The organism is Dyella sp. 01N36 (assembly GCF_056399745.1).
The window spans coordinates 1-11,575 of sequence record NZ_JBFTRY010000033.1; the positions used below are offsets into that span (position 1 = coordinate 1).

Consider the following 11,575-nt stretch of genomic DNA (forward strand, 5'->3'; position numbering starts at 1 on the left):
GCGCAGGGTGGTGCTGGTTGGTGCGTTGCTGTTGGCAACGCTGGGGTTGGGCCTGTCCGGCCCGGCAAGCGCAGACGATGCGTCGGTGGGTTGCCCGATTCGTCCGCTCACTATCGATATCGCCCATCTGAAGGCGACGGCCGGCGTGCAGTCGGTGGTGCTCGACCCCACCGCTACCCGCGCCACGGTGATGTATGACAACGGCGACGTGCTGCGCGTGGCCAGCACGGGATGCGTGACCTCGATGCTCTCCGCCCGCCTGTGGGTGGCCGGCGACGACGCCATGTCCGATGCCTTGTGGCTGGAACGCGCACGCTCGGTGACCGAGCTGGTGCTGGCGCCGGCGGCTTTCGCCCAGGTCAGCGCATCGCTGAAGGCTGATGCGCCGGTCAGCCACGTCGATGGCGGCATGAAGATCGACCGTGCACTCGCCGACGGGGCCGGCTACTCGCTCACCGTAGTGCGTACACCGCGCGACGGACTGGGGGCGTCCATGTCCCTGGTGTTTCGCCGCCTCTGACTGAACGGCGGCGATCCGCGGCCGGGACGTGGAGCGCCGCCCAGGTGCTTACGGCGCCGGCGCCGGCGTGTGGTCCACGCAATCTTGCACCTGCTGGAAGTACCAGGTGTCGTCTTCATCGAAGTTCGAGTAGTAGGTGGCCACGGTGTGGTCGCTTACCGGCTTGATATCCACCAAGGCGATGGTGGGACTGTTCTCGGTCTTGTGGATTTCGATGGTCGTGCCGGTATAGAGCACGTACGACTCCAGGTGCACGGGTTTGCTGGCCCAGGCGCCCGAGATACATGAGGCGATGTCCGCCGCGCTGCCCGGGCCCGCATAGGACGCCGTAGGCTTTGAATTGCGCAGGCTGCCCGAGCTGGCGCAACCGGCGAGCAGCGTGATCGTCAAGGCAAGGACTACATGTCGTTTCATCAAACGTCTTCCATCGTTGGGTTGGGGCGCATGCCCATGGTACGTGGGCCTACATCGCGGCGCGCGTTCTTGTAGGAAACGTACGATCCCTGCGTTCCGCTTACGCGGTCGTAACGGCGCGGGGTGTTGAATGCCGGCACCTGACGGAGGGATACACATGAACAAGCGCATCGGCAGCATCGGAACAGTCTGCGTGGCCATCGGCCTGAGCCTGGTTTGCAGCACGGGCGGCGCGCAGGATCTGGGCAAACTCGGCGGCATGATTCCCGGCGGCGGCTCCATGACGTCCGGCAGCATGGGCAACGTGGCCGGCCTCCTTCAATACTGCATGAAGAACAACTTCCTGGGCGGCGATTCCGGCGCCGCGGGCATCCAGAACCAGCTGATGGGCAAGCTCGGCGGCGGTTCGAGTACCCAGGCGACCAGCACCAACACCGGTTCGAACCCCAGCGACATGCTCGGCCAGCTCACTGGCAGCAAGAAGAAATCCTCCGATACCAGTACCGCCAGCACGGGCAGCGCAACGAATGACCCCGGTTACCTCAGCGGCGCCAAGGGCATCCTGCAGGGCAGCAACGGCCAGAGCATGGACTTGAACAGCGTGGGTGGGGGTTCCAGCGATCTGAAATCGCAGATAACCACCAAGGTGTGCGACACCGTGCTCAAGCAGGGCAAGTCGTTCCTGAAGATGTAGGCGGGTCCGTGTGTTGTGGGAGCGCACCCTGTGCGCGACAGGCGCTGCGCCGTCCTGCGACGCACGGCCGCCGCGCACAGGGTGCGCTCCCACACATCATCCGCGTTCACGCAGGCGCCTCTCATCCCGCGCCACAAAAATCCCCGCCCCCAGCACCATCAACGCCAGCACATACCAGGTGATCAGGTAGCTCAGGTGGTTGTTGGGGAAGGAGATCACCGTGAGCCCACCCTGCGGCCACGCGGGCTTGCCAACATCGAGCGTGCCCGGCGCAGCGTCCTGATCCACAAAATACGGCGCCACATCCTGGAGTCCGCGCGCCTCGGCGATCGCCGCCACATCGCGCGTATACCAGTTGTTGCGTGCCGGATCGTTGTGGCGGAACGGCCGCGGCGCTTCGCTGATGCGCAGCAGTCCCGTTACGCTGGCGTCGCCGTCGGGCGCTGCCGCGCAGCTGCCTTTGAGCCCGCACCAGTCCGCCGGTACAAAGCCACGATTGACCAACACCACTGAGCCGTCGGCTTGTTGCAACGGGGTGACCAGCCAGTAGCCGCTGCCCAGATCGGTGGCTGCCCACACCAGGGTCTGGCGGTCATGCAGAAACCTGCCGTGCAGTTGGACATGGCGATATTCCGACGACTGCGCATTCACCTCACCCCACTGCGCGGGCCCGGGCGCGGCCACGGGTGCGGCGTGCACGCGTGCATCCACCCGCGCGATCAGGTCGCGCTTCCAGCCCAGCCGATACACCTGCCAGGTGCCCAGGGCCACGAAGCTGGCAAACAGCAACACGCCCAAGAGGGTCAGCAAAGCCAGAGCCACGGGGCCGCGCGGTCGGCGGCCCGGTTCTTCAACAACACTCATCGGGATTCACGTATCGGATGTGAGGTGCGGATCGTCAGGGCAGGTTCGACGGATCCATCATCGAGGGCATCATATTGCTGTTGAGGTGATACATGATCCAGATCGACCCGCTCAGCGTGATAACCACCAGTACGATGGTAAACACCAGCGCCAGCATGTTCCAGCCGCCTTCCGATTTCGCGTTCATGTGCAGGAAGTAGATCATGTGCACCACGATCTGCACGGCTGCCAGGCTAAGAATGATCACCGCCGCCGTACTCGACTTGGTGATCACATGCGCCATCACCAGCCAGAASGGRATGRCSGTSAGGATCACYGCSAGCACGAAGCCCGTCATGTAGCCSCTGAAAGTGGCATGGATGCCCAGGTCGTCGTCGTGACCGTGACCGTCGTCGTGGGCGTGCAGTTCGTCATGCGCGCTCATGGCAGCACTCCCATCAGATAGACGAAGCTGAAGACGCCGACCCACACCACGTCCAGGAAGTGCCAGAACATCGACAGGCACAACAGGCGTCGTTTGTTGGCAGTGATCAAGCCCTTGCGCAGTACCTGCGTGATCAACACCACCATCCAGATCAGGCCGCAGGTCACGTGCAGGCCGTGCGTCCCCACCAGGGTGAAGAACGAGGAAAGAAACGCGCTGCGCTGCGGCCCCGCACCGATGGAGATCAGATGCGCAAACTCGCGCAGCTCCAGCGTGATGAATCCCGCGCCCAGCAAACCGGTGATGACCAGCCACACCAGCATCGGGTTCTGCCGGTTGCGCTGCATGGCCAGCACGGCAAAACCGTAGGTGATGGACGAAAGCAGCAGCAGCGTGGTGTTCACGGCGACTGCGGGCAGCTCCAGCACTTCCTGCGCAGTCGGTCCGCCCGCGTACTCGCGCCCGAGCACGCCATAGGCGGCGAACAGGCAGGCGAAGACCAGGCAGTCGCTCATCAGGTAGATCCAGAAACCCAGGAGCGTGCCGTTGGCCGGATGGACATCGGCCGACTCGTGGAACAGCAGCTGCTCCGTGCGGCCGCCGCTGCCCGGTGTCATGGAAGAGGTCATATCAGACATGGCTGGCCAATAGATCCGTGCGGGACTGTTCGATGCGGCTGACTTCGTCAGCCGGGATGTAGTACTCGCGGTCGTAATTGAACGTGTGGCCGATCGCCACCAGCAGCAGTGCCACGAACGCCACGATCGCCAGCAGCCACATGTACCAGATCATGGCGAAGCCGAACACGAAGCTCAGCGCGGCCATCATGAAGCCGGCGCCGGTGTTGTGCGGCATATGGATCGGCAGGTAGCCGCTCAGCGGACGCTGCCAGCGATACTTCTTCATCATCCACCACGCATCGTGGTCATGGATGCGTGGCGTAAAGGCGAAGTTGTACTTCGGCGGCGGCGAAGAGGTGGACCATTCCAGCGTACGTCCGCCCCATGGATCGCCGGTGACGTCGCGCAGCGCTTCGCGATGCTTGAAGCTCACGACGAACTGGATGATGTTGCAGGCAATGCCCAGCGCGATCAGGAAGGCGCCGAACGCGGCGACCAGGAACCAGATCTGCAGGGACGGATCGTCGAAGTGGCTCAGGCGGCGCGTCACGCCCATCAGGCCGAGCATATAGAGCGGCATGAAGGCGAAGTAGAAACCCGAGACCCAGAACCAGAACGAGCACTTGCCCCAGAACGGATCGAGCTTGAAGCCGAACGCCTTGGGGAACCAATACGTGATGCCGGCAAACAGGCCGAACAGCACGCCGCCGATGATCACGTTATGAAAATGCGCGATCAGGAACAGGCTGTTGTGCAGCGAGAAATCCGCCGGTGGCACCGCCAGCAGCACGCCGGTCATGCCGCYGATCACAAAGGTGACCATGAAGGCCACCGTCCACATCATCGGCAACTCGAACTCCACCCGGCCGCGATACATGGTGAACAGCCAGTTGAAGATCTTCGCSCCSGTSGGGATCGAGATGATCATSGTGGTGATGCCRAARAACGAATTGACGCTCGCACCCGAWCCCATGGTGAAGAAGTGATGCAGCCAKACSAGRTASGACARCACSGTGATCACCACCGTGGCGTACACCATCGATGCATAGCCGAACAGCGGCTTGCGGCTGAAGGTGGCGGTGACTTCCGAGAAAATGCCGAAGGCCGGCAGGATCAGGATGTAGACCTCCGGATGGCCCCAGATCCAGATCAGGTTCACGTACATCATGGCGTTGCCGCCAAGCTCGGTAGTGAAGAAGTTGGTGCCCGCATAGCGGTCCAGCGCAAGCATGGCCAACACGGCGGTAAGCACGGGGAAGGCGGCGACAATCAGCACATTGGTGCACAGCGCCGTCCACGTGAATACCGGCATCTTCATCAGCGTCATGCCTGGCGCGCGCATCTTCACGATGGTCACAAGCAGGTTGATGCCCGATAACAAGGTCCCGACGCCGGCTATCTGCAGCGCCCAGATGTAGTAGTCGACACCTGCGTCAGGGCTGGACACGATATCGGACAGCGGTGGATAGGCCAGCCAGCCCGTGCGCGCGAATTCGCCGATGAACAGCGAACTCATCACCAGCATCGCGCCGGCCACCGTCATCCAGAAACTGAAGTTGTTGAGGAAGGGAAACGCCACGTCGCGCGCACCGATCTGCAGCGGCATCACGAAGTTCATCAGCCCCGTCACCATCGGCATCGCGACGAAGAAGATCATGATCACGCCGTGCGCGGTGAATACCTGATCGTAGTGTTCCGGCGGCAGGTACCCGTGCGATGCGCCGAACGACACGGCCTGCTGGCCACGCATCATGATCGCGTCCGAAAAGCCGCGCAGCAGCATCACGAAGCCGAGGATCATGTACATGATCCCGATCTTCTTGTGGTCGATGCTGGTGAACCATTCGTGCCACAGGTAGCCCCACAGCTTGTAGTACGTGATGGCGCCGAGCAGCGCGAGCGCGCCGATGGCTACCACCACGAACGTCCACATCACGATGGGCACGTGCAGCGGCAACGAATCGATCGACAGTCGTCCGAAGATCAGCTTGGCTAGGTCGGGATGGGAAAGCATCGTGGACACCACCGGATCAGTCGGAGTGGGGATGGGTTGCCATGGCGGCCATGCCGCTGGCCTGGCCGGGGGGAGACACGGCAGCGCCTTCACTGGTCTCGTGCGGGCTCAGGTCGATGCGCGTCATGCACGAGGGATTCTCCGGGTCCACGCAGTGCGTGAGGATGGCGCGGTAAAGGCCGGGCTCCACCGTGGCGTAATACTTCACCGGGTCGTACTCGCTGGGCGCCGCGAGCTTCACATAGGCATCACGATTGAGATCGCCGCCGCTGGCCTTCGCCTTCGCCACCCACTGCGCAAAGCCTTCCTCCGTCACGCCGTGGAAGACGAATTGCATGCCCGAGAAACCGTTGCCGCTGTAGTTGGCGGAGAATCCCTTGAATTCGCCCGGCGCGTTGATCACCGCCTGCAGCTGCGTTTCCATGCCGGGCATGGCGTAGATCTGGCCGGCGAGCGCGGGTATGAAGAACGAGTTCATCACCGTGGACGCCGTAATCTTGAACTGGATCGGACGATCCACCGGCGCGGCCAGTTCGTTCACGGTGGCAATGCCTTGCTCCGGGTATATGAACAGCCACTTCCAGTCGAGCGCGACCACGTTCACCTGCAAGGGCCGTACATTGGCCGGTACCGGGCGATTGGCGCTGATGCGTTCGAGCTGGCGATAGGGATCGAGCTTGTGCGTGCTCACCCAGGTGATCGCGCCAAGCGCAATGATGATGAGCAGCGGTGCGGCCCAGATCAGCAGCTCGAGAATGGTGGAGTGATCCCATTCGGGATCGTAGTGAGCCTTCTTGTTGGATGCGCGGAAATGCCAGGCGAAAAACAGCGTCAGCACGATGACCGGCACGATGATCAACAGCATCAACAATGTCGACGTGATGATCAGATCGCGCTGCTGCACGGCGAGGTCGCCGGACGGCGCCATCAATACGGTCTGGCAACCCGCAAGCAGGAAGACGACGGAGACAAGCAGTCCACGCAGCAGCTTCATAGACATGACCGACGGCGCAACCAGTGTGGAAAACGGTACGCCGTTCGGCGCGAAACAGGAACAGGCCATATTCCCAGTGACGCGAGAGGCGTGGCGGTGCCATAGTGTGGCCGCGACATATTCCTTCTTTGTGAGTAATGACTATGTCAAGCACCTTCCCTGATCACGGCGGCGCCCCGGCTACCACGGCGGAAGACATCGGGCGGCTGCATGCACGTGCCAAGGTGGCGCCAGGCGAGATCGCCATTGGCGTGATCATCGGCCGCACCTCCGAACAGTTCGACTTCTTCGTGTTCGGTATTTCTTGCGTGCTGGTGTTTCCCTCGGTGCTGTTCCCCTTCGCCAGTCACCTGGATGGCATTCTTTACGCCTTCACGGTCTTTTCACTGGCCTTCATCGCGCGACCGTTCGGCACCGCGTTGTTCATGGGTTTCCAGCGGCGCTGGAGTCGCGGCACCAAGCTCACTATCGCGTTGTTCCTGTTGGGCAGCGCGACCGCGGGCATTGCCTTCCTGCCGGGCTACAAGCAGATCGGCAACTGGGCGATTGGACTGCTGATCCTGTTCCGTCTGCTGCAAGGCATTGCGCAAGGCGGATCGTGGGATGGCCTGCCCTCGCTGCTGGCGCTCAACACGCCGCCGGAGCGACGCGGCTGGTACGCCATGCTCGGTCAGTTGAGCGCACCGATCGGCTTCATCGTGGCCAGCGCCTTGTTCCTGTTCCTGCATGCCAGCCTGGATGAGGGCGACTTCATCGACTGGGGCTGGCGCTATCCGTTCTTCGTGGCGTTCGCCATCAATGTGGTGGCGCTGTTTGCGCGCCTGCGCCTGGTGGTGACCGAGGAATACACGGTGGCCATGGAAGAGCGTGAACTTGAACCCGTGGGCATCGGTGAAATCCTGCGTACGCAGGGTTACAACATCTTCATCGGCGCGTTCGCGGCGCTGGCCAGCTACGCGCTGTTCCACCTGGTGACGATCTTCCCGTTGTCATGGATCGTGCTCAAAAACTCGCAGGCGGTGGATTCCGTGCTGTTGATCCAGATTTTCGGCGGTGTGGCGGGCATCTTCGGCATCGTGATGTCGGGCTACGTGGCCGATCACATCGGCCGGCGCACCACGCTTGGTGTGGCGGCGGGCCTTATCGGTCTGTTCGCCTTGGCCACGCCGTGGATGCTGGACGGCGGCAAGGAATTGCAGGACGCCTTCATCATCGTGGGCTTCCTCCTGCTTGGCTTCTCGTATGGGCAGGCGGCCGGCAGCGTGACGTCGAATTTCGAGGTGCGTCTGCGCTATGCGGGCGCCGCGCTGACCACCGACGTGGCATGGTTGATCGGTGCGGCCTTTGCACCGCTGGTGGCGCTGGGTTTGTCGATGCGCTTCGGCCTGGCGGCGGTCAGTGCCTATCTGCTCTCGGGTGTGGTGTGCACCTTGCTGGCGCTGCGCGTGAATCGCGCGCTGGCTGCACGCGAATAGGCGTCGCTGGCCGGAACCGGATCTATCAGCGTTGCGCGGGTGCGCGGTGGTTCACTTGGGCCACCAGCACGGCATGCCTGGCCAGGTCCACGGGCTTATGCGTCACCTGCGTTGTTGCGGGGTAGCGTGACAGCGAATTGCCGTTCTTCCAGTCCCGCGCGGGGCGCACCGGCCGCGGCGTGAATCCACCGCCGCAGTTCGGACAGACATTCTGCAACAGCTCGACACAGTCGCTGCAGTAGGTGCATTCGAACGAGCAGATCATGGCCTCCGTCGATGCCGGTGGCAGCGCTTTGTTGCAATGCTCGCAGGTCGGTCGTAGATCCAGCATGGGAACTCCACTTCGCAATATTGCCGATGATGCCAGAGTAGCTTGCGGCAGCTCCGCGACGTCATGCGCCGTCCAGCGGCAACACGTAGCGCAGCTTGGCATGTTCGTTGGCGCCCAGCCTTCGGTAAAAACGCGCTGCTCCATCGTTCCAGGCGGGCGTCTGCCATTGCACGGATGCGCATCGCTGCGCTGATGCGTGGGCGATCACGTGCTCCCATAGCTGGCGTCCGATCGCATGGTTGCGCCATGGCGCGCGCACATAGAGGCAATCCATGTGCAGATAACTGACACGATCAAGCGTGGAGAAATCGACCGTCGCACTGGCATAACCCACCACGGCGTCGCCGATGCAAGCGAGCCACGCCATCAGCCGAGGCGTATCGCCATCGAGGGCGTCGGCAAGCGCTGCGGCGCGCTCGCCGGGAACATGTGGCAGCCGTTCGAAATCCGCGTGCTCGGCGCAGATCGCCATGAGCTCGGGCACATCCGGAGCATGCGCCCGGCGAATTCTGACGTCGTGCTGCATCTCAACGCTCGAGGCCGAAGCCTTCATCGATCCACCCGGTGAGCCCGCCGATCATCTCCTTCACCGGACGGCCAAGTTGCGCGAGCTTCACCGCCGCCTTGTTGGCGCCGTTGCAGTGCGGGCCGGCGCAGTACACGACGAACAGCGTGTCGGGCGAGTATTCCGCCAGGCGCTGCTCGCTGATCATGCGGGTGGGCAGGTTGAGCGCACCCGGCACGTGACCGGCGGCGTAGAGCGTTGGCGTGCGCACGTCCAGCAGCACGAAATCCTTCGCTTCATGGTGGGTCGCGTAATAGACGTCGGCACAATCGGTCTCGAAGCCGAGCCGGGCCTGGAAATGCGCCAGCGCTTCATCGCTGGCGGCGGGGGAGACACGTTGCACCACGCTGCTCATGGAATCACTCCAGTGGAAAGACAGCGTCAGTATCGGCACTGGCGCGCTACGCCGACATTGGCAAGAATGCCAGTCACCATGAAGAAACCGCCAAAACGATCCGGACGCCTGTCCGGTCCGCCCAACCGGCAGGTGGCGGCCCTGGTCTACGACGGGCTGTGCACCTTCGAGTTCGGCATCGCCGTGGAGATGTTCGGCCTGCCGCGCCCCGAACTGGCCGACTGGTACGACTTTCGGCTGTGCGCGGTGGACCGCGGCCCGATGCGCGCGGCCGGCGGCTTGCGCGTGCTGGCCGATGGTGGCCTCGAGGCGCTCGCTGGCGCCGGCACCATCATCGTGCCGGGTTGGCGAGGCATCGACGCGGCGCCACCCGAGCCGCTGCTTGAGGCTCTGCGTGCGGCGCATGCGCGCGGCGCGCGCTTGCTGTCGTATTGCTCGGGCGTGTTCGTGCTTGCCGCCACGGGACTGCTCGATGATCGTCGCGCGACCACGCATTGGCGCTATGCCGAGGCCCTGGCCGAGCGCTATCCGCGCATCCGCATCGAGCCGGATGTGCTCTATGTCGACGAGGGTCAGCTGCTCACCTCGGCAGGCAGCGCGGCGGCGCTGGATCTTTCGCTGCACCTGATTCGCCGGGACTATGGCGCGGAAGTGGCCAATAGCGTCGCGCGTCGTGCGGTGGTGCCGGCGCATCGCGATGGCGGGCAGGCACAGTTCATCCAGTCGCCCATGCCGGCGCAGGGCGCGGGACTGGGCAAACTGCTGGAGTGGATGCGTCGCCACCTCGACCAGCCACAGCCTGTGGCAGTGTTGGCCGAGCGCGCCCGCATGAGCGAGCGCACGCTCTTGCGGCGCTTCGAGGAAGCCACCGGATGCTCGCCCAAGCAGTGGTTGACGCATGAGCGCCTCGGGCGCGCGCGTGAGCTGCTGGAGGGCAGCGAGATGGGCGTGGACCGCGTGGCCGAGGTGTGCGGATTCGGCAGTGCGGATACCCTACGTCACCATTTCCGACAGCACCTGCAGCTGAGCCCGGCACGCTACCGCGAGCGATTCGCCCTGCAACGGTGAGCGTCGCCGGTGCGGCTGGCGCACCGCAGGAAAGTTGACATCTACACCGGGTATATCGGCGGAGCGGAACCGCCGTGTCGCCCACAAGGAATCTTCATGGTTTACGTGTTGCTGAGCGTGGTCTGCAGCGTACTGGTGTCGGTCTTGCTGAAGCTCTCCCGCCGACTGTCCGTGGATGTCGGACAGGCGATCGCCTGGAACTACGTCGCCACCAGTGCGCTCACGATGTTGGTGTTTCGCCCTTCGTTAACCGTGTTGTCCAGCGCGCAGGCGCCCTGGCTGGGCTTTGTCGGGTTGGGCCTGCTGTTGCCGTTGATCTTTCTGGCGCTTGCCGCCTCGGTGAGCAGCGCCGGCATCGTGCGCACGGACGCAGCGCAGCGCCTGTCGCTGCTGATTTCCCTGCTGGCGGCGTTCCTGCTGTTCGGCGAAACGCTGAGTATGGGCAAAGGTTTTGGCATCGCGATAGGTTTGGTCGCGCTTGCGTGCATGGTGTGGCGCGGATCGGCTGCCACTCACGGCGAGGGTGAACGTAGCTGGCTTTGGCCGCTGGTGGTGTTCGCGGGTTTTGGCGCGATCGATATTCTGTTCAAGCGTGTGGCGGCTGCGGGTACGCCGTTTGCAGCTTCATTGCAGGCGATGTTCGCTCTGGCGCTGGTGGTGTCGCTGGCGATCCTGTTGTGGCGTCGCTGGCATGACCGCACGTTTTTCACGTTGCGCGATGCGGTGGCGGGGTTGCTGTTGGGGTTGGCCAACTTTGGCAATATCGTGTTTTACGTGCGGGGGCATCAGGCGTTGCCGGATCATCCGTCGCTGGTGTTTGCCAGTATGAATCTGGGGGTGGTGGCGTTGGGGGCGGTGGTTGGCACGGTGGCATTCCGTGAGCGCTTGAGTTGGGTTAATGCGGGGGGTGTGGTGTTGGCGTTGGGGGCGATTGGAGTGATCGCCTGGGGGTGAAGTCGTCATTCCGGCGTAGGCCGGAGGCGCTCTTCAACAGCCGAATGGCTAGTCATCCAGTAGCGGTGCGCCACTATTGTCGCGCTGCCGCCAGCGTGCCGCCTACGCGGCGGGCGTTTCGATCGCCTGCCGGCGCTCGAGTCACTTTTCTTTTGCTGGCCCAAAAGAAAAGTAACCCAAAGAAAATGGCCTGATAACGCCCGCAGCATCGTGCTGGGATAAGCCCGAACGCTCGAGGCGCGTCGTTGCGGGACAACCTCCGAGGGTACACAGCGGGTACCTC

Annotated in this window: 14 protein-coding genes; 5 read left to right on the forward strand and 9 right to left on the reverse strand. The window is 63.3% G+C overall.

Going from position 1 to position 11,575, the window contains the following annotated elements; all coding sequences use genetic code 11:
- Positions 1–520 (forward strand): hypothetical protein (locus tag AC1DMG_RS08970; protein ID WP_477180427.1); only part of this gene is annotated, 520 nt, incomplete at its 5' end.
- Positions 521–568: 48 nt separating this feature from the next.
- Here AC1DMG_RS08970 and AC1DMG_RS08975 read toward each other — a convergent pair.
- Positions 569–934 (reverse strand): hypothetical protein, encoded by a 366-nt coding sequence (locus AC1DMG_RS08975; protein WP_441601889.1) that lies wholly within the window; start codon positions 932–934, stop codon positions 569–571.
- A gap of 157 nt (positions 935–1,091) precedes the next feature.
- Between AC1DMG_RS08975 and AC1DMG_RS08980 the strand changes: the two genes are divergently transcribed.
- Positions 1,092–1,628 (forward strand): DUF2501 domain-containing protein, encoded by a 537-nt coding sequence (locus tag AC1DMG_RS08980; protein ID WP_441601890.1) that lies wholly within the window; start codon positions 1,092–1,094, stop codon positions 1,626–1,628.
- A gap of 96 nt (positions 1,629–1,724) precedes the next feature.
- Here AC1DMG_RS08980 and AC1DMG_RS08985 read toward each other — a convergent pair whose 3' ends face one another.
- The 5 genes from AC1DMG_RS08985 to cyoA are packed head-to-tail and all read right to left on the reverse strand — an operon-like array spanning position 1,725 to position 6,550.
- The gene (locus AC1DMG_RS08985; protein WP_441601891.1) at positions 1,725–2,492 is read right to left on the reverse strand and encodes an SURF1 family protein; all 768 of its coding nucleotides are present in this window, start codon (positions 2,490–2,492) and stop codon (positions 1,725–1,727) included.
- 34 nt (positions 2,493–2,526) lie between these two features.
- The gene (cyoD, locus tag AC1DMG_RS08990; RefSeq protein WP_477180428.1) at positions 2,527–2,916 is read right to left on the reverse strand and encodes a cytochrome o ubiquinol oxidase subunit IV; all 390 of its coding nucleotides are present in this window, start codon (positions 2,914–2,916) and stop codon (positions 2,527–2,529) included.
- On the reverse strand, positions 2,913–3,554 hold the full coding sequence (cyoC, locus tag AC1DMG_RS08995; protein ID WP_441601893.1) for a cytochrome o ubiquinol oxidase subunit III: 642 nt from the start codon (positions 3,552–3,554) through the stop codon (positions 2,913–2,915). The genes cyoD and cyoC overlap by 4 nt, the downstream gene beginning before the upstream one ends.
- A complete protein-coding gene (cyoB, locus tag AC1DMG_RS09000) occupies positions 3,547–5,520 on the reverse strand; it encodes a cytochrome o ubiquinol oxidase subunit I (RefSeq protein WP_477180432.1) in 1,974 nt (657 codons plus the stop codon). Before cyoB ends, cyoC begins: the two co-directional genes overlap by 8 nt.
- Positions 5,521–5,566: 46 nt before the next feature.
- A complete protein-coding gene (gene cyoA, locus AC1DMG_RS09005) occupies positions 5,567–6,550 on the reverse strand; it encodes a ubiquinol oxidase subunit II (RefSeq protein ID WP_441601894.1) in 984 nt (327 codons plus the stop codon).
- Positions 6,551–6,687: 137 nt separating this feature from the next.
- On the opposite strand from cyoA, the gene AC1DMG_RS09010 reads away from it, so the two are divergent.
- Positions 6,688–8,019 carry an MFS transporter gene (locus AC1DMG_RS09010; protein ID WP_441611155.1) on the forward strand — a complete coding sequence of 444 codons (1,332 nt, stop codon included), beginning with the start codon at positions 6,688–6,690 and terminating at the stop codon, positions 8,017–8,019.
- A gap of 25 nt (positions 8,020–8,044) precedes the next feature.
- Here AC1DMG_RS09010 and AC1DMG_RS09015 read toward each other — a convergent pair whose 3' ends face one another.
- From AC1DMG_RS09015 to AC1DMG_RS09025, 3 genes are all read right to left on the reverse strand, one after another.
- Positions 8,045–8,350, reverse strand: coding sequence for a DUF1272 domain-containing protein (locus AC1DMG_RS09015; RefSeq protein WP_441601896.1), 306 nt, complete (start codon positions 8,348–8,350; stop codon positions 8,045–8,047).
- A gap of 61 nt (positions 8,351–8,411) precedes the next feature.
- Complete coding sequence (locus tag AC1DMG_RS09020) at positions 8,412–8,876, reverse strand: GNAT family N-acetyltransferase (protein ID WP_441611156.1); 465 nt, start codon at positions 8,874–8,876, stop codon at positions 8,412–8,414.
- Between the two features lies 1 nt (position 8,877).
- Positions 8,878–9,270, reverse strand: coding sequence for a rhodanese-like domain-containing protein (locus tag AC1DMG_RS09025; RefSeq protein WP_441601898.1), 393 nt, complete (start codon positions 9,268–9,270; stop codon positions 8,878–8,880).
- Between the two features lie 78 nt (positions 9,271–9,348).
- Here AC1DMG_RS09025 and ftrA point away from each other — a divergent pair, with 78 nt between their 5' ends.
- Together ftrA and AC1DMG_RS09035 are read left to right on the forward strand one after the other, a co-directional pair.
- On the forward strand, positions 9,349–10,338 hold the full coding sequence (gene ftrA, locus AC1DMG_RS09030) for a transcriptional regulator FtrA (RefSeq protein ID WP_441601899.1): 990 nt from the start codon (positions 9,349–9,351) through the stop codon (positions 10,336–10,338).
- Between the two features lie 96 nt (positions 10,339–10,434).
- Complete coding sequence (locus AC1DMG_RS09035) at positions 10,435–11,292, forward strand: EamA/RhaT family transporter (protein ID WP_441602135.1); 858 nt, start codon at positions 10,435–10,437, stop codon at positions 11,290–11,292.
- Positions 11,293–11,575: the final 283 nt, after the last annotated feature.

Bases quoted from the DNA above. Each gene is read 5' to 3' on its own strand.
- AC1DMG_RS08975 (WP_441601889.1), bottom strand. From the start codon at position 934: ATGAAACGACATGTAGTCCTTGCCTTGACGATCACGCTGCTCGCCGGT.
- AC1DMG_RS08980 (WP_441601890.1), top strand. From the start codon at position 1,092: ATGAACAAGCGCATCGGCAGCATCGGAACAGTCTGCGTGGCCATCGGC.
- AC1DMG_RS08985 (WP_441601891.1), bottom strand. From the start codon at position 2,492: ATGAGTGTTGTTGAAGAACCGGGCCGCCGACCGCGCGGCCCCGTGGCT.
- cyoC (WP_441601893.1), bottom strand. From the start codon at position 3,554: ATGTCTGATATGACCTCTTCCATGACACCGGGCAGCGGCGGCCGCACG.
- cyoA (WP_441601894.1), bottom strand. From the start codon at position 6,550: ATGTCTATGAAGCTGCTGCGTGGACTGCTTGTCTCCGTCGTCTTCCTG.
- AC1DMG_RS09010 (WP_441611155.1), top strand. From the start codon at position 6,688: ATGTCAAGCACCTTCCCTGATCACGGCGGCGCCCCGGCTACCACGGCG.
- AC1DMG_RS09015 (WP_441601896.1), bottom strand. From the start codon at position 8,350: ATGCTGGATCTACGACCGACCTGCGAGCATTGCAACAAAGCGCTGCCA.
- AC1DMG_RS09020 (WP_441611156.1), bottom strand. From the start codon at position 8,876: ATGCAGCACGACGTCAGAATTCGCCGGGCGCATGCTCCGGATGTGCCC.
- AC1DMG_RS09025 (WP_441601898.1), bottom strand. From the start codon at position 9,270: ATGAGCAGCGTGGTGCAACGTGTCTCCCCCGCCGCCAGCGATGAAGCG.
- ftrA (WP_441601899.1), top strand. From the start codon at position 9,349: ATGAAGAAACCGCCAAAACGATCCGGACGCCTGTCCGGTCCGCCCAAC.
- AC1DMG_RS09035 (WP_441602135.1), top strand. From the start codon at position 10,435: ATGGTTTACGTGTTGCTGAGCGTGGTCTGCAGCGTACTGGTGTCGGTC.